Annotated in this window: 15 protein-coding genes and 2 pseudogenes; 10 read left to right on the top strand and 7 right to left on the bottom strand. The window is 70.6% G+C overall.

All coding sequences use genetic code 11. From position 1 onward, the window contains the following. Nucleotides 1-116: 116 nt before the first annotated feature. The 8 genes and pseudogenes from mltB (at nt 117) to FQY83_RS11070 (ending at nt 9,738) form a co-directional block, all read left to right on the top strand. The gene (gene mltB, locus FQY83_RS11105) at nt 117-1,250 is read left to right on the top strand and encodes a lytic murein transglycosylase B (protein ID WP_146387972.1); all 1,134 of its coding nucleotides are present in this window, start codon (nt 117-119) and stop codon (nt 1,248-1,250) included. Then, nucleotides 1,247-2,584, top strand: coding sequence for a septal ring lytic transglycosylase RlpA family protein (locus FQY83_RS11100; RefSeq protein WP_146387970.1), 1,338 nt, complete (start codon nt 1,247-1,249; stop codon nt 2,582-2,584). Before mltB ends, FQY83_RS11100 begins: the two co-directional genes overlap by 4 nt. 90 nt (nt 2,585-2,674) lie before the next feature. Continuing rightward, entirely contained in the window at nt 2,675-3,898 is a 1,224-nt protein-coding gene (locus FQY83_RS11095; protein ID WP_146387968.1) for a D-alanyl-D-alanine carboxypeptidase family protein, read from the top strand. Nucleotides 3,899-4,103: 205 nt separating this feature from the next. Continuing rightward, complete coding sequence (locus FQY83_RS11090) at nt 4,104-5,066, top strand: CsgG/HfaB family protein (RefSeq protein ID WP_146387966.1); 963 nt, start codon at nt 4,104-4,106, stop codon at nt 5,064-5,066. A gap of 104 nt (nt 5,067-5,170) precedes the next feature. Next, nucleotides 5,171-5,449 (top strand): DUF493 family protein, encoded by a 279-nt coding sequence (locus FQY83_RS11085; protein WP_146387963.1) that lies wholly within the window; start codon nt 5,171-5,173, stop codon nt 5,447-5,449. 196 nt (nt 5,450-5,645) lie between these two features. Beyond that, nucleotides 5,646-6,326: pseudogene (gene lipB, locus FQY83_RS11080) on the top strand (lipoyl(octanoyl) transferase LipB); the annotation flags it as partial. Further along, on the top strand, nt 6,323-7,330 hold the full coding sequence (gene lipA / locus FQY83_RS11075) for a lipoyl synthase (protein WP_146387961.1): 1,008 nt from the start codon (nt 6,323-6,325) through the stop codon (nt 7,328-7,330). The pseudogene lipB and the gene lipA, both read left to right, overlap by 4 nt. 221 nt (nt 7,331-7,551) lie before the next feature. Further along, complete coding sequence (locus FQY83_RS11070; RefSeq protein WP_146387959.1) at nt 7,552-9,738, top strand: carboxy terminal-processing peptidase; 2,187 nt, start codon at nt 7,552-7,554, stop codon at nt 9,736-9,738. 214 nt (nt 9,739-9,952) lie between these two features. On the opposite strand, the gene ppa is transcribed toward FQY83_RS11070, so the two are convergent. Next, the gene (gene ppa / locus FQY83_RS11065) at nt 9,953-10,501 is read right to left on the bottom strand and encodes an inorganic diphosphatase (protein WP_146387957.1); all 549 of its coding nucleotides are present in this window, start codon (nt 10,499-10,501) and stop codon (nt 9,953-9,955) included. 212 nt (nt 10,502-10,713) lie between these two features. Between ppa and FQY83_RS11060 the strand changes: the two genes are divergently transcribed. Together FQY83_RS11060 and FQY83_RS11055 are read left to right on the top strand one after the other, a co-directional pair. Continuing rightward, complete coding sequence (locus FQY83_RS11060; protein WP_146387955.1) at nt 10,714-12,300, top strand: M91 family zinc metallopeptidase; 1,587 nt, start codon at nt 10,714-10,716, stop codon at nt 12,298-12,300. Between the two features lie 225 nt (nt 12,301-12,525). After that, on the top strand, nt 12,526-13,074 hold the full coding sequence (locus tag FQY83_RS11055) for a hypothetical protein (RefSeq protein ID WP_146387953.1): 549 nt from the start codon (nt 12,526-12,528) through the stop codon (nt 13,072-13,074). Nucleotides 13,075-13,148: 74 nt separating this feature from the next. Here FQY83_RS11055 and FQY83_RS17785 read toward each other — a convergent pair whose 3' ends face one another. The 6 genes and pseudogenes from FQY83_RS17785 to hemW form a co-directional block, all read right to left on the bottom strand. Beyond that, on the bottom strand, nt 13,149-13,445 hold the full coding sequence (locus FQY83_RS17785) for an OmpA family protein (RefSeq protein WP_272952462.1): 297 nt from the start codon (nt 13,443-13,445) through the stop codon (nt 13,149-13,151). A gap of 84 nt (nt 13,446-13,529) precedes the next feature. Next, a pseudogene (locus tag FQY83_RS11050) lies at nt 13,530-15,557 on the bottom strand (sodium-translocating pyrophosphatase); the annotation flags it as partial. Nucleotides 15,558-15,848: 291 nt separating this feature from the next. Continuing rightward, a complete protein-coding gene (gene pepQ / locus FQY83_RS11040; protein ID WP_146387947.1) occupies nt 15,849-17,180 on the bottom strand; it encodes a Xaa-Pro dipeptidase in 1,332 nt (443 codons plus the stop codon). Nucleotides 17,181-17,340: 160 nt separating this feature from the next. After that, nucleotides 17,341-17,688 carry a PilZ domain-containing protein gene (locus tag FQY83_RS11035; protein ID WP_146387945.1) on the bottom strand — a complete coding sequence of 116 codons (348 nt, stop codon included), beginning with the start codon at nt 17,686-17,688 and terminating at the stop codon, nt 17,341-17,343. Further along, nucleotides 17,685-20,099, bottom strand: coding sequence for a DUF1631 domain-containing protein (locus FQY83_RS11030; RefSeq protein WP_158636486.1), 2,415 nt, complete (start codon nt 20,097-20,099; stop codon nt 17,685-17,687). Before FQY83_RS11030 ends, FQY83_RS11035 begins: the two co-directional genes overlap by 4 nt. A 77-nt stretch (nt 20,100-20,176) precedes the next feature. After that, nucleotides 20,177-21,331 carry a radical SAM family heme chaperone HemW gene (gene hemW / locus FQY83_RS11025; protein WP_146387941.1) on the bottom strand — a complete coding sequence of 385 codons (1,155 nt, stop codon included), beginning with the start codon at nt 21,329-21,331 and terminating at the stop codon, nt 20,177-20,179. Nucleotides 21,332-21,418 lie beyond the last annotated feature (87 nt).

Genomic DNA, 21,418 nt, shown 5'->3' with positions numbered 1-21,418 from the left:
GGCGCTCCTACAGGAAGGTCCTGGTTCGTGCGAAGGTCGTGGCGGTCTTGCGCGGCGGCGCCCATTCATGTCGCGCAAGGCCTTCGCGGCGCGGGCGCGTGCTAACCTCGCGCCCGATGATCCGACGCCCAGCAGCCGTTCTCGCCGTCTCCCTGCTGTCGCTCGCGCTGTCTTCCTGCGCGACGCCGGCCGCCTCTCCCATCGACGATGCCGTCGTCGCCGCGCCGCAGGCGCCGGCGCCCGACGCGCCGGTCGCACCGGCCTTGCTGCCGAAGGTGCCGCAGCCGCCCGAGCGCCCGGTGGCGCCGCCATCGGTGACCGACCCGGCGATCCCGCGCGCGCAGCGCATCGACGCCTTCGTCGAGTACACCGCCGCCACCTACGGTGTCGACCGCGCGCAGATCCGCGGCGTGCTGGCGCAGGCGGAGAAGAAGCAGGCCATCATCGACGCGATGAACCGCCCGGCCGAGGCGGTGAAGCAGTGGCACGAGTACCGCCCGATCTTCATCAACGACGCCCGCATCAACGGCGGCGTCGCCTTCTACAACGCCAACCGCGCCGCGCTCGATCGCGTGGCCGCGCAGACCGGCGTGCCGGCCGAGTACATCGTCGCGATCATCGGCGTGGAAACCAGCTACGGCCGCGTCACCGGCAACTACCGCGTGGTTGATGCGCTGTACACGCTGGCCTTCGATTTCCCCAAGCGCGCGCCGTTCTTCGCCGGCGAGCTGGCGCAACTGTTCGCGCTCAAGCACGCCGAGCCGCAGCTCGACCTGATGGCGCTCAAGGGCAGCTACGCCGGCGCGATGGGCCTGGGCCAGTTCATGCCCTCGAGCTACCGGCTGTGGGCGAAGGACGGCGACGGCGACGGCCGCCGCGACCTGCTCACCCACCTGCCGGACGTGTTCGCCTCGATCGCCAACTATTTCGTCGTGCACGGCTGGGAGCGCGGCGGCCCGGTGGTCGCGCGCGCCACGCGCGACGCCGGCGCGCAGGACTTCACGCCCGAGGGCTGGGACCCGGTGCATCCGCTGGCCGACCTCGCCGCGCGCGGCTACCGCCCGCAGCCCGGCCAGCCCACGGCCGACGGCGCGACCCTACTGTCGCTCGACGGCGACGCCGGCAAGGAGTACTGGCTGGCCTATCGCAACTTCTACGTGATCACCCGCTACAACCGCTCGCCGATGTATTCGCTGTCGGTGCACCAGCTGGCGCAGGCGATCCGTGCCGGAGCCGGGCCCGCGCAATGAAGCGGCTGCTGCCGCTGCTGGTGGTCCTGCTGCTGGCCGCGTGCGCCGGCGCGCCGAAGAAGCCGGCCCCGGTCGGCGGCAGCCAGGTGCCGGCGGCCGCCGACGCGGGGCCGCCGCCCGACTGCAGCAACTTCAAGCCGTATCCGAAGGCGCAGGAAGACCTGTCCACGCGCGGCGACTACGTGGCCGGCGGCCTGTACAAGCCCGGCGTGAGCGACAGCACGCCCGACTACCTGCCCAACGTCGCCTGCATCCCCGAGCCGGTGGTCGCGTTCGAACCGCGCTCGGCCTACGGCAACCGCTCGCCGTACACGGTGCTGGGCAAGTCCTACCGCGTGCTCGACTCGACCGACGGCTTCGTCGAGACCGGCCTGGCCTCGTACTACGGCAACAAGTTCCACGGCCGTCGCACCTCCAACCACGAGGTCTACGACATGTACGCGTTCACCGCCGCGCACAAGTCGCTGCCGCTGCCGAGCTTCGCGCGCGTGACCAGCCTCGACAACGGCCGCTCGGTCGTCGTGCGCGTCAACGACCGCGGTCCGTTCCACGAGGGCCGGGTGATCGACCTCAGCTACGCCGCCGCGGTGAAGCTCGACATCCACCGCCGCGGCACCGGGCGGGTGGAAGTGCGCGCGCTGCGCCCCGGCGAGGCCGGCGCGACCCTGGCCGCCGCGCCAGCGCCGCCGCCGGCCGCGCCCAGCGCCATGGACACGCTGGTCGGTGGTCTGCCCGCGGTGCCTGCCGCCACGCCCGCGGCCACCCTCCCGGCGGCCGCGTCGGGTCCTGCGGTCGCACCTGCCGCGTCCGGTGGCCTGGCCAACCATCCCGGCTACGGCCGCGAGGAGGACCGGTTCCGCCTGGTCGGCGAGGACGGGCGCGTGCGTTCGGCGGACGAATTCGACGCCTGGATGCGCGAGCGTCAGGCGCGCATCCAGGCGAGCGGGGCGGCGAACACTGCGGTCGCGGCCACGGCCTCCAGTGCGGCGGTGCCGGCGACGGCGCCAACGCTCGCGCCGGCTCCGGTCGCGGCCACGACGCCCGCAGCGGCATCCGCCATCGCGCCCGCGTCGTCTGCGGTCACGGGTGCGCCGGCCCCGGGCAGCGGCGTCACCCTGCAGGTCGGCGTGTTCTCCGTGCGCAGCAATGCCGAGCGCGCGCTCGCGGCCCTGCTGGGCGCGGGGATCGACACGGCGAGGATGCAGGACGTCGTCACCGCCGACCGCACGCTGTGGCGGGTCCGGGTCGGGCCGGTCGCGGCGGCGGCGATCGCGGAACTCTCCTCGCGCGTGTCCGGTCTCGGCTTCGGCATGCCGCAGGTCGTTCGCGAGTAGACTTTCCGACTTTCGCCGCGCGGCGGTTGCGCGCAGCGTTTCCCCATTCGCCCGGCCAGGGATGCCCGGACCACCGGAGTACCGTTCCCGATGAAACCCGCTGTCTTCTTCCATCGCATCGCCGTGGCCGCGCTGGCCACCGCCGCCGTCGGGCTCGCGCTCGCGCAGGACGCGCCGCAGCCGGCGCCCGCCGCGCAGCCGGCCGCCGCGCTCAGCGACGCGCTGCCCACGCCGCCGCCGCCGTCGGTGACCGGCACCGCATGGCTGCTGATGGACTACGCCAGCGGCCAGGTCCTCGCCGGCGAGAACGTCGATCAGCGCGTGGAGCCGGCCAGCATCACCAAGGTGCTGACCAGCTACGTGATCGCGGCCGAGATGAAGGCCGGCAAGGTCAAGCCCGACGACCAGGTGATGATGAGCGAGAACGCCTGGCGCAGCGGCGGCGCCGGCACCGACGGCAGCTACAGCGGCTTCCCGGTCAACCAGACCGCGCCGCTGATCGAGATGGAAAAGGGCATGGTGGTGCAGTCGGGCAACGATGCCGCGATCGCGCTGGCCGAGCACGTCGCCGGCAGCGAGGAGGCCTTCGCCGCGCTGATGAACGCCTATGCGCAGCGCATCGGCATGAAGAACTCGAACTTCGTCAACTCGCACGGCCTGTCCGATCCCGAGCACTACTCCACGCCGCGCGACCTCGCCCTGCTGGGCCGCGCGATGGTGCGCGACTTCCCCGAGGAGTACGCCTACAACAAGATCAGGGAATTCACCGTCGGCCCGATCACCCAGCGCAACCGCAACCTGCTGCTGTGGCGTGACTCGAGCGTGGACGGCATCAAGACCGGCCACCACTCCGGCGCCGGCTACTGCCTGATGGCCTCGGCCGTCCGCGGCGATCAGCGCCTGGTCTCGGTGGTGATGGGCTCCACCAGCGAGGCGCAGCGTGCGACCGATTCGCTGGCGCTGCTCAACTGGGGCTTCCGTTTCCACGAGACCCATCGCCTGTACGACGCCGGCAAGGCGATCTCCACGCAGAAGGTATGGAAGGGCCAGGAGAACGAGGTGCAGCTGGGCGTGGCCGCGCCGCTGCTGGTGTCCCTGCCGCGCGGCAAGTACGACCAGCTCAAGCCGTCGATGGACGTGCCGGCGACGCTGGTGGCGCCGATCGCCAAGGGGCAGGCGATCGGCAAGGTGCGGGTGACGCTGGACGGCAAGGTGGTTGCCGAGCGCCCGCTGGTGGCGCTGCAGGCGGTCGAGGAGGCGGGCTTCTTCAAGCGCCTCTGGCACGAATTCCTGATGTGGTGGAACGCCGACTGATACCCACTTGCGTTCAATGACGATGTAGGTCGGGGCTACGCCCCCGACGCCCGGGCTGGCCTGACCCCGGTTCCGAATCCGTCTTTTGCTAGGATGCGCCCTTCGCGGATGCGTCGCCGGAATGCGACGAGGGCCGCGAGGGGGTGGGCGCGCAGGGCGCGTCCGGGAACGACACTTCAGGATGAAAGCCAAGGGGTAACAAACGATGTCCGTATTTTCTGGCAAGCGCGCGGCCGCGGTCGCGCTCTCGGCGGTGGTGATGGCGGCCGTGGCCGCGCCTGCGTTCGCGCAGCGGCAGAGCGCGCAGGACCGGCGCAAGGAACAGACCGCGCAGATCCCGACCTGCGCCACGCCGCTGGGCTCGATTTCGGTGCTCGAGCCGGAGGACGGCGTGCACTGGTGGACCGGCCAGCAGCTGCCGGCGCCGTCGCGCCTGATCAAGGTGTTCGTCAACAAGTCGCGCTGCTTCACCCTGGTCGACCGCGGCGCCGGCCTCGACGCGGCGATGCGCGAGCGCGACCTCGGCGCCAGCGGCGAGCTGCGCGTGCGTTCGAACGTCGGCAAGGGCCAGATCAAGGCGGCCGACTACGTGATGGTGCCCGACCTGGTCGGCGCCAACAGCAATGCCGGCGGCAACGCCGTGGGCGGCCTGCTGGGCGGCCTGATCGGCGGCCGCGCCGGCGCCCTGGTCGGCGGCCTGAACTTCAAGAGCAAGACCGCCGACGTGGTGCTGACCGTGACCGACGTGCGCTCTTCGGAGCAGGTGGCGATGAGCGAGGGCAGCGCCAAGAAGACCGACATCGGCTGGGGCGCGGGCGGCGGCCTGTTCGGCGGCAGCGGCCTGGGCGCCGCGGGCGTCGGCGGCTATGCCAACACCGAGCTCGGCCAGGTCATCACCCTGGCCTACCTGCAGGCCTACACCGACCTGGTCGCCCAGCTTGGCGGCCTGCCCGACAACGCTTCGGCCGCGAACGCGCAGCAGGCGGTGACCGTGACCAAGCCGGCGCGCCTGTTCACTGGCCCGGACGGCAAGGGCGTGGTGCGCTCGCTGGACGTGGGGATGATGCTGTACCCGACCGGCGCCAAGGAGGGGATGATGTGGGAAGTCGAGGACGAGCTGGGCAACAAGGGCTGGGTCTCGTCGACCCTGCTGGAGCTGTCGCGCTGACCGCTGCGATCCACGCTTCGACACGCGAAGGCCGCCGCAAGGCGGCCTTCTGCGTTCCGCGGGGGGCGTTTGGGTTCGCGCCGGGCCGACCCCATAATCCGGGCATGGAGATCAAGTCAGACAATCCCGACCACGGCTTCCAGTTCCCCGGCACCTTCGAGATCACCGCGATGGGGTCGGCCAACATCGGCCTGGAAAGCGAAATCCCGCGCCTGCTGACGGCGGCCGGCCTCACGGTGCTCGACGAGAGCATCTCCTGGCGCGAGTCCAGCGGCGGCCGCTTCGTCTCGGTGAAGCTGCGCTTCCGCGCCGAGGATCGCGCCCAGTACGAGGCCGCGCATACGGCGCTGCGCGAGCATCCGGAAGTGAAGTGGACGCTGTAGCGCTTGTGCCCCTTCCCCCGCTTGCGGGGGAAGGCTGGGATGGGGGCCTGCGGTGAGGGAAATTGCCGCCGGTCGCCCCCACCCCAACCCGTCCGGTCCGGCGCAGCGCGCCGGGCGTTCGGATGACCCGCGCGGCAGTGCCGCGCAAGCGGGCCATCCTCACCCCCCGCAGGCGGAGGAGGGGGCTGATTGTGTTGTCCGTGATCTAGGCCGCCAGCCCTACGAACCGGTCTGGCGCGCCATGCAGGCCTTCACCGACGCCCGCGACGACGACACCCCCGACGAGCTGTGGGTGGTCGAACACGACCCGGTCTTCACCCTCGGCCAGGCCGGCAAGCCCGAGCACGTGCTGGCGCCGGGCGACATCCCCGTCGTCCACGTCGACCGCGGCGGCCAGGTGACCTACCACGGGCCCGGCCAGATCGTCGTGTACCCGCTGCTCGACATCAAGCGGCTCCGGGTCGGCGTGCGCGACTACGTCTGCCGCATCGAGCAGGCGATCATCGACACCCTGCTGGAGTGGAACATCATCGCCACCCGCCGCGAGGGCGCGCCCGGCGTCTACGTGGCCGGCGCCAAGGTCGCCGCGCTCGGCATCCGGGTGCGCCGCGGCCGGACCTTCCACGGGCTCGCCTTCAACATCGCGATGGACCTGGAGCCGTTCCGGCGCATCAATCCCTGCGGCTACGCCGGGCTGGAAGTGACCTCGATGCTAGACTTGGGTGGTCCGTCCGGCATGGACGCCGTCAAACCGGTGCTGCTGGGCGAACTGGCCCGCCAGTTCGGCCTGCGGCTGCAGGACGCGCCTGCCTCCGGCGATCCCTTCCTGCTGCCGCTGGCGGGAGCAGGGGCCACGCACAGCAACCCGACGCCATGACCGAACCCAGCGCCAAGTCCATCCCGCTCGCCGTCGTCGGCAGCGGCGTTCCCGTATCGCTGGAGCCCGGCGCCAGGCAGGTGGCGGGCGACAAGATCGCGCGCTCGCCGGTGCAGTTCGCCGATGCGCCGGTGCTGCGCAAACCTTCGTGGATCCGGGTGCGCATTCCCTCGAACGGCGCGGTCGCCGCGCTCAAGTCGAAGTTGCGCGAGAACCGTCTGGTCACCGTGTGCGAGGAAGCCAGCTGCCCGAACATCCACGAATGCTTCGGCCACGGCACCGCGACCTTCATGATCCTGGGCGAGGTCTGCACCCGCCGCTGCAGCTTCTGCGACGTCGCCCACGGCCGGCCGAAGCCGCCGGACGCGTCCGAGCCGCTGAACCTGGCCAACACCATCGCCGACATGGGCCTGAAGTACGTGGTCATCACCTCGGTCGACCGCGACGACCTGCGCGACGGCGGCGCCCGGCACTTCGTCGACTGCATCCGCGAGGTGCGCGCCAAGTCGCCCAGCATCCGCATCGAGATCCTGACGCCCGACTTCCGCGGCAAGGGCCGCATGGAGCGCGCGCTGGAGATCCTCGCCGAGAGCCCGCCGGACGTGTTCAACCATAACGTCGAGACCGTGCCCGAGCTCTACCGCAACGTGCGCCCGGGCGCCGACTACCAGTGGTCGCTCACCCTGCTTTCGAGGTTCAAGGCCCAGCACCCGGACGTGCCGACGAAGTCCGGGATCATGCTCGGCCTCGGCGAGAGCATGGAGCAGGTGCAGGGCACCCTGCGCGACCTGCGCGCGCACGACGTGGACATGGTCACCATCGGCCAGTACCTGCAGCCCTCGGCGCACCACCACCCGGTGCTGCGCTACTGGACGCCGGACGAGTTCAAGGCGCTGGAGACCTACGGCATGGCGCTGGGCTTCAGCCACGTCGCCTCCGGGCCGCTGGTGCGCTCGTCCTACCACGCCGACCGCCAGGCGATGGAGGCCGGCGTCGCCGCCTGAACCGGCCCGCACCGGCCCGGAACGGCCTGGAAGGCCGATTCGCGCCGCGAGGCCCGTTCGCAGGTGTTCCCGGGCCGGAAACGGGCATTCACATGGCCTCCAGCCCGGCTCGCTAGAGTGAATCCCTGCTGCCGTGCAACTTTGTGCACTGTTGCGCGGTCGCAGCCCGGCGGCATAGTGGATGGGCCGTCGCCCAAGGTCGTTCTCCAGGATCGTTCCAGATGAATCTGAACCGCATCGCTTCCGTGTCCCTGATCGCGCTGGTGCTGGCCGTGCCCCTGGGGCTGATGGCGCGCGCCGACGGCATCGCGCTGCCGGGCACGCCGACCGCCGAGCAGGTCACCACCTCGAAGCTGGTCTACGGCCTGCTGTCGGACAGCCGCTACGCCTACCGCCCGCGGCCGCTCGACGCGACGATGTCGACGGAGATCTTCGACAAGTACCTCGAGTCATTGGACGGCGCCAAGCTGTTCTTCACCGCGCAGGACATCGCGAAGTTCCAGCCCTACAAGGCCGGCATGGGCGATGCCGTGCGCAACGGCAACCTCGACCCCGCCTACACCATCTTCGCGCTGTACCAGCAGCGCGTGGCAGACCGCATCGCCTCGGCGCGCGGACTGCTCAAGCAGGACATCTTCGACTTCACCGGCAGCGACCGCTGGGAATACGATCGCGAGGACGCGCCCTGGGCCGCCGACGCGGCCGCGCTCGATGCGCTGTGGCGGCAGTCGGTGCGCAACGACTGGCTGCGCCTCAAGCTCGCCGGCAAGAAGCCCGACGAGATCCGCAAGACGCTCGACCGGCGCTACCTCAACCTCGCCAACAGCGTTGCCGCGCTCAAGCAGGAGGATGCGTTCCAGACCTTCCTCAACGCCTACACTGCGACGGTCGACCCGCATACCGACTACCTCAACCCGCGCGCGGCGAAGCTGTTCAACCAGAGCATGTCGCTGTCGCTCGAAGGCATCGGCGCGCAGCTGCAGAAGCAGGACGACGTGGTCGTGATCCGCGAGCTGATCGCCGGCGGCCCGGCCGCGCTCAGCGGCAAGTTCAAGCCCGGCGACCGCATCGTCGGCGTGGGCCAGGGCGCGAGCGGGGCGATGGAAGACGTCGTCGGCTGGCGCCTGGACGACGTGGTCGAGAAGATCAAGGGGCCGAAGGACACCCAGGTGCGGCTCGACGTGGTGCCGGGCGAGGCCACCCTCGACAGCAAGCCGGTGCGCATCGTGCTCACGCGCGCGCGCATCAAGCTCGAGGAGCAGGCGGCGAAGTCCGAGGTCATCACGATTCCGGCGCCGGCCGAGGGTGGCGTGGACAAGCGCATCGGCGTGATCAAGCTGCCGGCCTTCTACCAGGATTTCGAAGGGCGGCGCACCCGCAACGGCGAGTACACCTCGGCCTCGCGCGACGTCGCCAGGCAGCTGCAGCAGTTCCGCGCCGACAAGCTCGACGGCGTGGTGCTCGACCTGCGCAACAACGGCGGCGGTTCGCTCAACGAGGCGATCGAGCTCACCGGCCTGTTCATCGACAAGGGCCCGGTGGTGCAGGTGCGCGAGTCCGGCGGCCGGGTCAGCGTCGAGGGCGACCGCACCGCCGGCGTGAGCTGGGACGGGCCGCTGGCGGTGCTGATCAACCGCGGTTCGGCCTCGGCCTCGGAGATCTTCGCCGGCGCGATCCAGGACTACGGCCGCGGCCTGGTCATCGGCGAGACCACCTTCGGCAAGGGCACGGTGCAGAACATCGTGCCGCTCGACCGCTGGCCGGCCAACGAGGGCGACCGCTACGGCCACGTCAAGCTGACGATCGCGCAGTTCTTCCTGCCCGGCGGCAGCAGCACCCAGAACAAGGGCGTGGTGCCCGACATCGCCTTCCCGGTGACGGTGGACGCCAGCGAGTTCGGCGAGAGCACCTACGACAACGCGCTGGAGTGGCGCCAGATCGCGGCCGTGCCGCACCAGCGCTACGGCGATTTCGCGCCGCTGCTGCCCAAGCTGGAAGCGCTGCACGCCGCGCGCGTGGCCACGGACAAGGAGTTCGTGTGGTGGTCGGCCGACGTCGCCGAGTTCCGCGCCGAGCGCGAGAAGAAGTACGTCTCGCTCAACGAGGCCGAGCGCCGCGCCGAACGCGACCGCGACGACGCCAAGCGCAAGCAGCGCCAGGAAGAGCGCAAGACGCTGGGACTGGCGCTCGACCCGCTGGCCGACCGTGCCGACGACGGCCTGCAGGCCAGCGAACGCAACATCGCCGAGGACGCGGCGCGCGAGAAGGCGGCGGAAAAGCGTCCCGACCCGCAGCTGCGCGAATCGGCGGCGATCCTCGCCGACGCGGTGCGCCTGCTCAACCACGATCGCCAGCTGTCGGCGCAGGTGCTGCCGGAGTCGAAGGCGCCGGGGCGCTGGACGCAGTAACGCGGTGGTGACCGGCCCCGGTCGGGGCCGGCTGCGGGAAACGTGCCGGGCTGTGCCAAGGGCGGCAGGACGCCCAGCAAAATGTCATTCCGAGCGCAGCGAGGAATCTGCTTTTGCCGCCACTGATGCTGGCCGGAAGCAGATTCCTCGCTGCGCTCGGAATGACATTGCTTTTTTTGTTGGCGACCCTCGCGGCGACGGCTGACGCCGTCGCTCAGGGCTTCGCCTTGCCCTTCTGCGCGCTGTGGCGCTGCATCGCGTAGACCAGGATCTTCTTCGCCTCCTCGACGCCGCCCCAGCCGTCGAGCTTGACCCACTTGCCCTTCTCCAGGTCCTTGTAGTGCTCGAAGAAGTGGCCGATGCGCTCGAGCCAGTGCGAGCTCACCTGGTCGATGTTCTCGACGTGGGCATAGCCCTGGAACACCTTGCTCACCGGCACGGCGAGCAGCTTCTCGTCGCTGCCGGCCTCGTCGGTCATCTTCAGCACGCCCACCGGGCGGCAGCGGATCACCGAGCCGGGCACCAGCGGCAGCGGCAGCACCACCAGCACGTCGGCCGGGTCGCCGTCGCCGCACAGGGTATTGGGCACGTAGCCGTAGTTGCAGGGGTAGCGCATCGGCGTGGACAGTACGCGATCGACGAAGATCGCGCCGCTCTCCTTGTCGACCTCGTACTTGACCGGCTCGGCGTCCTTCGGGATCTCGATGATGACGTTGATTTCGTCGGGGGGATTCTTCCCGGTCGGGACGTGGTCGAGACCCATGTGGCGGCTGCTCCGTTGGCGCGGGTGCGGACCCGCTCGTTGTCGAATGGGCCGCATTTTACGCGACCGCTTGCTGCAGTGCGGAAATTCCGGTCCCGGCTACCTCGGGAGCGACCTAGGGTTCCCCCGAGGCAGGGTACGCCCCAGCTGGGCGGGTATCCATACGCAGGCGTATACAGGTTCCCGTCATCCTTTCCACCGAGACGCCCACGATGTCGATCCAGACCGATACCAGCTCGATTGCCGATGCCACGCTGCCGCGGACCGACGGCTACTGGGAAGATCCCGCCGTCGACGCCAACCGCCTGTCCTCGTCCTCCGAGCTCGACCGCAACCCGGTCGACCCGGCCTCGGTCGAGGAGTCGCCGCTGCTCTCGCTCCTGCCCCGGCTGGGCGCGACCGAGATCGACGGCAACCAGAGCAACCCTGCCGGCCGCACCACGGGGCAGACCCCGGACGGCAAGGACATCCAGGTCGACCCGCTGCACGGCGACGGCACGGTCACGATCGCCCGCGAACGCACGATCGCCGAAGCCGGTTTCGGCCAGACCTACGTCAGCTCCGACCAGCTCGTGCTCACCACGGGCGGGGACAACGACCGGGTCGGCGTCAGCCAGCGCGACGACGGCACCCTCGACGTCACCGTCAACGGCCAGTCCTACGCCGTGCGCGTGGCCGACGGCCAGGAACTCACCATCCGCACCGGCGCCGGCGACGACGTGATCGAAGTCGCGTCCAACGTCACCGTCAACATCGTCGCCGACACCGGCGAGGGCGACGACAAGCTCGACATCGCCGGCAGCGGCGACAACCGCATCGACGCCGGCGACGGCAACGACAGCGTCGACCTGTCCGCCGCCACCGGGCGCAACGACGTCTTCGGCGGCAGCGGCGACGACATCATCCAGGGCGGCAGCGGCGTCGATGTGATCTACGGCGGCGACGGCAACGACAGCATCGACGGCGGCGCCGGCCGCAACTACCTCGAGGGTGGCGCCGGCAACGACACGATCCGCAGCCGCGGCACCGGCGACATGGTCTCCGGCGGCCTCGGCGACGACATCCTCCACGCCGCCAGCGGCGCCAGCAGCCTCTACGCCGGCGCCGGCAACGACACCATCGAGGGTGCCGGCGACCAGACCACCGTCTACGCCGAGGCGACCGACCTGATCAACGCCGCCACCGGCGCGCGCCCGACCGTGGTCAACGTCGAGATCGACAGCGCCGTCGGCAGCACGGTGACCGTGGAGGGCTCGGACGCCTTCGTGCAGCGCGTGCAGGCCGACATCGAGTTCCTGCGCAGCTCGCCGAACGGGCAGCAGATGCTGGCCGAGTTCGACAACACCGCCGCGACCAAGGGCAATCGCGTGACGATCAAGGAACTGTCGAACGAGCAGAACGGCTTCGCCATGCCGGCCGAGGACGGCGCCACCTGGGCCGACGTGCAGATCACCAACGGCGTCGCCGGTCGCGGCGTGGAGACCGACATCCGCTACAACCCGTCGTTCCACATGGACGCCTTCCCGGCGCCGGTCGTGGTGCTGTACCACGAGATGTCGCACGCCTACAACTTCAGCAACGGCACGCTGCAGCCGGGCAACTACAGCGGCCCGGACGTGGCCGATCGCGGCATCTCCAACTCCGAGCGCCAGGCGGTGGGGCTGGAGACCACGGCGCCCGCCTACGATTTCGACGGCGATCCCTCCACGCCGCCCACCACGGCCAATCCCGACCACCTGACCGAGAACGGCCTGCGCGGCGAACTGGGCCTGCCGGATCGTCCCAGCTACAGGTTGTGATCGCGGCAGGGAGCCGCGATCACGTCCTCCACGGAAGGAGGGGCGGGCAGTCCGCGCGCAACGCGGGCTGCCCGTCTTTTTTCCACCCGGCGAACGCGCGATGAGGCGGCGATGACGATGATTCCGGTTTGCCGCTACGGTGCCCTGTTGCTTGCGCTGGCAGCCGTGCAGGCCGGCGCCCATGATGGAATGCCGTACGATCAATCCGCAGCACAGGTCGAATCCATGAGCGAATCCAACCCCGCGTCCACGCATGTCGAGGGCGAAGGTCTGCGCCTAGACGTCGACTTCTCGGCGCCGTCGGGCGACACCGTGCAGGTGCGCTACCGCCTGCGCAACGATGGTGCTGCGCCGTTGGCGGTGTTCGACCGCGGCAACCGCCATGCGGTGCTGACGAAACGGCAGGCGCCGGGCGCGATCGGCGTGCCGACGTTCGAGGAGACGGGCGGTGGCGACGTGGTGCTGCGGCATGTCGCGCCACCGCAGGCGGATGCGCCGACCGGGCCGACGCTGCCGCCGACGCCGCTGGCGCTGAAGCTGGAACCGGGCGCGTCGATCGAGGGCGAGTTCGGGTTTTCGATCCCGGCCTCGGCGCCGCCCAGGCGCGTGCGCTGGTGCCTGGGCGTGGCGGCGTTCGACGACGTGGACTTCTTCTCGCCCGAGGCGACGGACGCAGGCGAAGTCTGGCAGGCCGGCGCTGGCGCGATTGCGCGCCAGCGGGTGCTGTGCACGCCGTGGTTCGGGATGGCGGCGGGGCGGTTCGGGCGGGACTGAGGGCGCGCCGCCGACCTCCACGAAAAAGGCGGCCAAGCGGCCGCCTTTTTCTTGCGAAGCAGCCGCAATGCGCGCTACTTCACCACCACCTCGACCCGCCGCGCCTCGGCCGCATCGCCGCCGCCGGTGGTCAGCATCGGCTTGTCGAGCTCGATGCGTCCGGCGTCGATGCCCTGGTCGAGCAGCCACTGCTGCACCGCCTGCGCGCGCTGCCGGGCCAGGTCCGCGTTGACCGCGGCGTCGCCGCTGTCGTCGTGGAAGCCCGAGACGGCGGCCGTGGCCGACGCGTCGCCGGCCAGCGTCGCCGCCACGCCCGCGAGCCGGTCGCCGGCGTCGGCCGGCAGCTGCGCCGAGCCGAGGTCGAAGTACACCTTGCCCAGCCGTGACGCATCCGCCGCCGCGGCGTGCGCCGCCGGCGAGGCGGTCGCGGCAGCGGCATCACCCGCCGGAACGGGCAGCAGCGGCACCAGCAGCAGCGCGACGATGTTGATGATCTTGATCAGCGGGTTGATCGCCGGGCCGGCGGTGTCCTTGTAGGGATCGCCCACGGTGTCGCCGGTGACCGAGGCCTTGTGCGCCTCCGAGCCCTTGCCGCCGAAGTTGCCGTCCTCGATGTACTTCTTGGCGTTGTCCCAGGCGCCGCCGCCGGTGGTCATCGAGATCGCAACGAACAGGCCGGTGACGATGGTGCCGATCAGCAGGCCGCCCAGCGCCTGCGGCCCGAGCAGCAGGCCGACGATGACCGGCACCGCGACCGGCAGCAGCGAGGGCACGATCATTTCCTTGATCGCGGACTTCGTGAGCATGTCGACGGCCTTGTCGTACTGCGGCTTGGCCTCGCCGGTCATGATGCCCTTGATCTCGCGGAACTGGCGGCGCACTTCCTCGACCACGCTGCCGGCGGCGCGGCCCACGGCCTCCATCGCCATCGCGCCGAACAGGTAGGGGATCAGGCCGCCGATCAGCAGGCCGATGATGACCTTGTGGTCGGACAGGTCGAAGGCGAACACCACGCCCGGGTTGGCGGCCTCGAGGTTGTGGGTGTAGTCGGCGAACAGCACCAGCGCGGCCAGCGCGGCCGAACCGATGGCGTAGCCCTTGGTCACCGCCTTGGTGGTGTTGCCGACGGCGTCGAGCGGATCGGTGATGTTGCGCACTTCCGGCGGCAGCTCGGCCATCTCGGCGATGCCGCCGGCGTTGTCGGTGATCGGGCCGTAGGCGTCGAGCGCGACGATCATGCCGGCCATCGACAGCATCGCGGTCGCGGCGATGGCGATGCCGTACAGGCCGCCGAGTGCGAAGCAGGCCCAGATCGCCAGGCACACCGCCACCACCGGCAGCGCGGTCGACTTCATCGACACGCCGAGGCCGGCGATGATGTTGGTGCCGTGGCCGGTGGTGCTGGCCTGGGCGACGTGCTTCACCGGTCCGTACTGGGTGCCGGTGTAGTACTCGGTGATCCACACGATCGCGCCGGTCAGGACCAGGCCGATCAGCGCGCACCAGTAGATGTTCATCGCGCCGTGGGCGTTGGCGTCCATCAGCTGGGTGGTGATCGGGTAGTAGGCGATCGCCGCGAGCACGCCCGAGACGATCACGCCCTTGTACAGCGCGCCCATGATCGAGCCGCCGGCCTTCACCTTGACGAAGAAGGCGCCGATGATCGAGGCGATGATCGACACGCCGCCCAGCACCAGCGGGTAGAGCACGCCGTTGCTGCCGACTTCGGTCACCATCAGGTAGCCCAGCAGCATGGTCGCGATCACGGTGACCGCGTAGGTCTCGAACAGGTCGGCGGCCATGCCGGCGCAGTCGCCGACGTTGTCGCCGACGTTGTCGGCGATCACCGCCGGGTTGCGCGGATCGTCCTCGGGGATGCCGGCCTCGACCTTGCCGACGAGGTCGGCGCCGACGTCCGCGCCCTTGGTGAAGATGCCGCCGCCCAGGCGCGCGAAGATCGAGATCAGCGAGGAACCGAAGGCCACGCCGACCAGCGCGTGCAGCACGTCGGACGTCGGCAGCCTGAAGCCCAGGTTGAGGATTGCCCAGTAGCCGGCCACGCCGAGCAGGCCGAGGCCGACGACGAGCATGCCGGTGATCGCGCCGCCCCGGAAGGCCACGTCCATCGCCGGGCCGATGCCGCTGCGCGCGGCCTCGGCGGTGCGCACGTTGGCGCGCACCGAGACGTTCATGCCGATGTAGCCGGCCGCGCCCGAGAGCACCGCGCCGAGCAGGAAACCGACCGCCGTGTACCAGTCGAGGAACAGGCCGATCAGGACGAACAGCACCGCGCCCGCGATCGCGATCGTCAGGTACTGCCGGTTGAGGTAGGCGCGCGCGCCTTCCTGGATCGCGCCCGCGATTTCCTGCATGCGCGCATTGCCGGCGGGTTGCCGGTTGATCCAGCGCGCCGAGATGATGCCGTAGACGATCGCGACCGCCGCGCAGACCAGCGCCAGCGTCAATCCGTGCTGCTCGAGCATGAAGCCTCCCCGAAGAAGTGGAGCCTGAAATGGAACAGGATCCGGACGATGGCGCGGCGTGACGGCCGGCCCGGCCGGTAGCCCGATTCTCACCGATTTTCGCGAACGGCGATGTTGCAGTACGGAAACTGCGCGGATCGACAGGCCGCTGCGGCATGGAAGGACAAGCCGTCGTCCCCGCGAACGCGGGGATCCATTCGGCTTTTGCGTGAAGACGCGGGATCCCCGCGTTCGCGGGGATGACGGCGCCGGGCGGCCCGTGGCGCCGGGCCACGTCGCGGAAACCGCGCGTCAGCCGGCTGCGAACGCCTCGCGAGTCAGGTTGACCGGCTCGCCCCCGGTGCAGACCACGTTGTCCTCGATGCGGATGCCGCCGTAGGGGCGGAAGGCCTCCACGCGGTCCCAGTCCACGCTGCCGCCGCGCCCCGCGGCCCTGAGGTCTTCGAGCAGCATGTCGATGAAGTACAGGCCCGGCTCGATCGTGACCACGAAGCCCGGCTCCAGCACGCGGGTCAAGCGCAGGTAGGGGTGGCCGTCGGGTTTGTCGATCGTGCCGCCGCGCTCGGAGGCGGCGAAGCCGGCGACGTCGTGCACCTGCAGGCCGAGGCCGTGGCCGATGCCGTGCGGGAAGAAGGCGCTGCTCACGCCGGTCGCCAGCGCTTCCTCCGGCGATACCGTGACGATGCCGAAATCCTTCAGGATGCCCGCCAGCGCGAGGTGCGCGTCCAGGTGCAACTGCTTGTAATCGAAGCCGTCGCGGACCTGCGCGCACATCTTCTGCTGCGCGGCGTCGACCGCGTCCACCAGCGCCTGGAACTCGCCGGCGGTGTCCAGGGCGTGGGTGCGGGTGATATCGCAGGCGTAGCCGCCGTGGCTGGCGCCGGCGTCGAGCAGGAAGCTGCGCGCCGGTTTCGGCGGCAGGCGGTCGAAGTCGGTGTAGTGCAGTACCGCGCCGTGCTCGTTCAGGGCGACGATGTTGGCGTAGGGCAGGTCGTTCGCGTCCTGTCCCGCGGCCTGGCAGTAGGCGAGGTGGATGCCGAACTCGCTGGCGCCGGCGCGGAAGGCGCGCTCGGCGGCCCTGTGCGCGCGCACGCCGCGGCGGGTGGCCTCGCGCAGCATCTCGACCTCGTACGGGGTCTTGTACGCGCGGTGGTAGTCAAGATGGTCGAGCACCGGCTGCGGGTTGTTGGGCTTGAACGCCGCGTACTTGCCGAGCGCGCTCTCCGGCTCGCCGAGGATCGCGCAGCGCGAGGCGTTCTTCGGCAGGTGCTGCATCGCCTCTTCCGGCTTGCGGATCACGACGATGTCGAAGTGCTCGACCCAATAACCTTCTGGCGCCTGCGGCACCACGTGCCAGTAGTCGCGCGGCTGCAGGTAGACCAGCTTCGGCTTCGCGCCGGGGGTGACGACCAGCCAGCTGCCGGGATTGCGGGTCAGCGGCGCCCAGTGCTTGAACTGCGGGTTGACCGCGTAGGGATAGTCGCGATCGTCGAAGACCTGGTAGTGCGCGGTGCCGCTGGGGACGACGAGATGGTCGAAGCCCACGCGCTCGAGCGCGGTCGCGGTGCGGGCCTGCAGGGTGGCGAGGTGGTCGGCGTAGAGGGGGGCGGCAGCGGTGGACATGGTGCGGATTCCGCGGGAAAACGTGCCGTCATTCTGCCGCAAGGGGGCGGGGGATGCAGACGGGTCGCGTGCATGGGGCAGCCCGTGGGCTTCGTCCCCTTGCGAGATTCCGGGAAGAGCCGTCATCCCCGCTTTTGCAGGGATGACGGGCCGGGGCGCCTCACTCGTAATGGCTGCCCGGCGCTTCCACCCATGAACGCAACCGCTTCGACTGCGCCTCGGCCACCGCGATGAAGCGGAACCCGGCCCACACCTGCGCCGGCGCGCTGGCGCGGTCCATCCACAGCAGGTGTGCGCCGACGTCGATCGTCTGCATGCCGCCGCCGTCGGGCAGGACGAAGCGCAGCTGGTAGAGCGCGTCGTCGGTCAGCGGCTCGCTCGCGATCAGCAGCAGGCCGGTCTCGGACAGGTTGCCGATGCGGCCGATGACGTGCTCGGTCATCGCGTCGTTCACGAGGATGGTGTCGGAGGCCTTGCGCCGCTTGGCGCGCCGGAACTCGTGCATCATGCCGGCGCCTCCGAGTCCGCCGCTTCCTTGTCGCCGAGGCCGGCGAAGCTGCGCAGCGCGTGCACCGCGGCCTGCCAGGCGCGGTCGACCAGGCGCGCGCGGTCCGCGGTGACGATGCGCGCCTGCCCGGACGCGAGCATCCGCGCGACGCTGTCGAGCGACTGTTCGCCCACGCGCTGGCCGCGCTGGTTGACGAACAGCGCGTTGTCGGTGATCGGGCTGAACCACGACAGGCGGCGGCGGACCACGTCGCCCTGCTGGTTGGTGATGAACTCGATCCAGGTGCCGAACGGCAGCACCTTGAGCTGTTCGTAGCGCGCCTGTTCCTCGGGCGTGCGCGGCGGCAGCTTGGGCTTGTGCTTGTCGGCGTCCTCGCCCAGCCGCGTGCGCGCCTTGAGCTTCATCGCCAGTTCGGTGCGCGAGGCGGAGTCGCCTTCCTCCTCGTCCGGGCGGCTGCTGGTGAGCCGCTGGGCGATGACGCTGGCTTCCTCGCCGTGGTAGCCGACCTGGGCCAGCGAGCCCTCGATGTGCGCGATCAGCTCCGGGTCGCGCGGCGCGTCGTCGCGGGTACAGGCCTCGACGATGCGGCGGGTGGCGTCCAGCTGCTTCCGCCAGGCCTCGGAATCCTCGCCCTGGCGCAGCAGGGCCAGGGTCAGCACGTCGGCCCAGGCCTGGTTGAGCAGCGCGCGCGAGAAGCGCGGCAGGCGGCGGTCGCCGATCACGTCGGCCATCACCTCCGCGGCGCGCAGCTTGGCGACTTCCAGCTTCTCCTTGCCGCGCGCGGCCTCGGTGTGCCGCTTCTCCAGCAGTTCGGACTTGCGGACCTGCGCCTGCAGGTGGGTCTGCAGCTGCTCGTTCGAGGCGGAGAAGACCTCGAGGTCGCCGTCGTACTTCTCGATGACGTGGGTGACTGCGTTCTGCAGCGGCGCCAGGAACTGCGGGTCGAAGTCGGAATCCTCGAGCCACTTCGCCGCGCTCTCGGCCACCGTGTTCAGCAGTTGCCGCGCCGGGTGGCGGCTGCGCACGAAGAAGGCGCTGTCGCTCAGGGCCACGCGCAGCAGGGGCACCTGCAGGCGCTTGACCAGCGCCGCCGCAGGCGCATCTGCGCGGATTTCCTCCTCGAGGTTGCCGAACAGCATGCCCAGCAGTTCGAAGGTGTCGTTGTCGCGCGGCGAGAGTTCGGCATGGATGCCGCGGCGCTGGCGTGCCTGCGCCAGCAGGGTCTGCTTCACGTCGGCCAGCGTCTGCGGCGCGCCGGGCGTCGACAGCGGCTGCATCTGCATGTGCCCGAGCGCGGAGAATACGTCCCCGGTGCTGATCTGTGCGCCCGGCCCGGCCTTCTTCCCGGGACGCAGCTTGCCGAGCAGTTCGCGGCGGCTGCTGAGCAGGTGCTGCAGCTGCTGGGTGGCGCCCTCCTCGTCCTCGTCGAGTTCCTCGACCGGTTCGCCCATCCAGCCGGTGTGCGGCCGCTGCGGGTCCGTGCTCTGGAAGACCGCGCGCCCGGAGGGAGCGCCAGCGTCGGTCGTCCCGCCGCCGCCCGCGCCACCGCCGTGGCCGCCGTGCCCCGACGGCTCTCCCGCGGATTGGCCGGCGCCATTCGGGTCGCCGGTTTCCCGGGAGGGCTGTCCGCCGCGCCTCTGCTCGCCGCCGGCATCGTCCGCCCGTGGCTGCACCGACGGGCGGATCCGCATCGGCACGTAGGTCAGCCCGGACAGGATGCCCTCGCGGTCGAGCATCTCGTCGAGGCGGTCGAGCACACGCCAGTAGTTCGCCATCACGTGGCGGTCGAAGATGCGGTACAGCAGCAGCCGCGAGTCGTGCTCGATGTCGAGCGCCTGCGCCGCGGCCCGCATCGCGCGGCACAGCGCCTGCGGGCCGAGCGGCAGACGCTCGGTATCGAAGGCGGGCGCGGCCGCCAGCACGCCGAAGCGCTGGCCCAGCAGGTGCAGCGCCAGGTTGGCCCGGCCCTCCTGGCGGCTGGCGATCTCGCGCAGCACGGTGCCCTCGTCCATCACCGCCTCGTCGACGAGGCTGAGCTTGCCGAAGCCGCCCTGCGCCGGCTGCATCTTGCCGGCGTCGGCGACCGGCGCCGCCGACCGCGCCGCCGAACGGACCCCCGCGACCGAGGCCTCGAGCTCGAGGATGAAGCGCGGGATCAGGTCCGAGCGGTTGAGGCGGAAGATCCGCAGCGTCTGCATGTAGCCCGACTCGGCCCCCGGGTTGCGGGCCTGGTCGGCGAGGCGGAACAGCTCTTCCTCGAACTCGGTGAGCATCGAGCCCAGGTGCGGCTCGATGTCCTCGGTCACCAGCGTCAGCGCCGCTTCCAGCGCCTTGCGCACGCGCTGCGGCAGGCCGGCGGCGGCGAGCGACCTCGGTGCCGCGGGTTCGACGGGCGGAGGCGATGCGGGCATCAAGCGGGCTGCGGCAGAAGGTCGGGGCCAATACTTACACGTCAGGCGCGGATCGGCCAATTCCGCGGCCAGCGGCGTCAGCCGGCCAGGAACAGCCCGATCACGTCGTTGCCGAAGCGGCGGCCGAGCGGGGTGGGCACGATGCTGCCGTTGTCCTGGCGCAGCCATCCGCGCGCCTGCGCCTGCGCCAGCGGCGCCGCGATCGTCGAGGCCGGCAGCCCGCAGCGCGCTTCGAAGTCGGCCAGGGCGAAACCGTCCACCAGCCGCAGCGCGTTGAGCATGAACTCGAACGGCCGCTGTTCCGGCGCGATGCGCTCGTCGCCGCCGATCGCCGCGGGCGTGCCGGCGGCGGCGAGCCAGGCCGCAGGATGCTTCACCTTCCAGCGGCGCAGGATCGCCTGCTCGCCGCCCAGGGTGAGCTTGCCGTGCGCGCCCGCGCCGATCCCGAGGTAGTCGCCGAAGCGCCAGTAGTTGAGGTTGTGCGCGCAGCGCCGGTCCGGGCGGGCATAGGCCGAGACTTCGTACTGGACATGGCCGGCGTCGGCGAGCAGGGCCTGGCAGCGTTCCTGCATGTCCCAGGCCAGGTCGTCGTCGGGGATGTCCCGGGGCGGGCGCGCGGCGAAGACGGTATTGGGTTCGAGCGTGAGCTGGTAGTGCGAGACGTGCGCCGGCGCCAGCGCCAGCGCGCGTTCGACGTCGGCCTCGGCCATGGCCAGGGTCTGGCCGGGCAGGGCGTACATCAGGTCGAGGTTGAGGTTGTCCAGGCCGGCGTCCTGCGCGAGCTTCACAGCGGCCTCGGCCTGCGCGCTGTCGTGGATGCGTCCGAGCCGCTGCAGGCAGCCGTCGTCGAAGCTCTGGATGCCGAAGCTGATGCGGTTCACACCGGCCCGGCGGTAGTCCCCGAAGCGGCCGTGCTCGGCGGTGCCGGGGTTGGTCTCCAGGGTGATCTCCAGCCCCGGTGCGAAGCGCAGGCGCGCGCTGGCGCCCTGCAGGAAGCGGTCGATCGCGTCGGCCGGGAACAGGCTCGGCGTGCCGCCGCCGAAGAACACGCTGTGGACCGTGCGGCCCCAGGCCAGCGGCAGGTCCTGGTCGAGGTCGGCCAGCAGCGCGTCGACGTAGGCGTCGAACGGCAGCGGCCCGCGCGCCTCGTGCGAGTTGAAGTCGCAGTAGGGGCATTTGCGCACGCACCAGGGGAGGTGGACGTACAGCGAGAGGGGCGGGGGAATCAGCATGGAACCTGGATCATGGACCTTAGTCTGTCCGTCATGGCCTGCCTGTCATCCCGGCGAAAGCCGGGATCCATTTGCCGTTGCCTCCCT

The organism is Luteimonas marina, from assembly GCF_007859325.1.
Classification (GTDB): Bacteria; Pseudomonadota; Gammaproteobacteria; order Xanthomonadales; family Xanthomonadaceae; genus Luteimonas; species Luteimonas marina.
This window is presented reverse-complemented; position numbering and strand designations above follow the sequence as displayed.

Bases quoted from the DNA above. Each gene is read 5' to 3' on its own strand.
- FQY83_RS11090 (WP_146387966.1), top strand. From the start codon at position 4,104: ATGTCCGTATTTTCTGGCAAGCGCGCGGCCGCGGTCGCGCTCTCGGCG.
- lipA (WP_146387961.1), top strand. From the start codon at position 6,323: ATGACCGAACCCAGCGCCAAGTCCATCCCGCTCGCCGTCGTCGGCAGC.
- pepQ (WP_146387947.1), bottom strand. From the start codon at position 17,180: ATGTCCACCGCTGCCGCCCCCCTCTACGCCGACCACCTCGCCACCCTG.
- ppa (WP_146387957.1), bottom strand. From the start codon at position 10,501: ATGGGTCTCGACCACGTCCCGACCGGGAAGAATCCCCCCGACGAAATC.
- FQY83_RS11095 (WP_146387968.1), top strand. From the start codon at position 2,675: ATGAAACCCGCTGTCTTCTTCCATCGCATCGCCGTGGCCGCGCTGGCC.
- hemW (WP_146387941.1), bottom strand. From the start codon at position 21,331: ATGCTGATTCCCCCGCCCCTCTCGCTGTACGTCCACCTCCCCTGGTGC.
- FQY83_RS11060 (WP_146387955.1), top strand. From the start codon at position 10,714: ATGTCGATCCAGACCGATACCAGCTCGATTGCCGATGCCACGCTGCCG.
- mltB (WP_146387972.1), top strand. From the start codon at position 117: ATGATCCGACGCCCAGCAGCCGTTCTCGCCGTCTCCCTGCTGTCGCTC.
- FQY83_RS11085 (WP_146387963.1), top strand. From the start codon at position 5,171: ATGGAGATCAAGTCAGACAATCCCGACCACGGCTTCCAGTTCCCCGGC.
- FQY83_RS11055 (WP_146387953.1), top strand. From the start codon at position 12,526: ATGAGCGAATCCAACCCCGCGTCCACGCATGTCGAGGGCGAAGGTCTG.
- FQY83_RS11030 (WP_158636486.1), bottom strand. From the start codon at position 20,099: ATGCCCGCATCGCCTCCGCCCGTCGAACCCGCGGCACCGAGGTCGCTC.
- FQY83_RS11100 (WP_146387970.1), top strand. From the start codon at position 1,247: ATGAAGCGGCTGCTGCCGCTGCTGGTGGTCCTGCTGCTGGCCGCGTGC.
- FQY83_RS11035 (WP_146387945.1), bottom strand. From the start codon at position 17,688: ATGATGCACGAGTTCCGGCGCGCCAAGCGGCGCAAGGCCTCCGACACC.
- FQY83_RS11070 (WP_146387959.1), top strand. From the start codon at position 7,552: ATGAATCTGAACCGCATCGCTTCCGTGTCCCTGATCGCGCTGGTGCTG.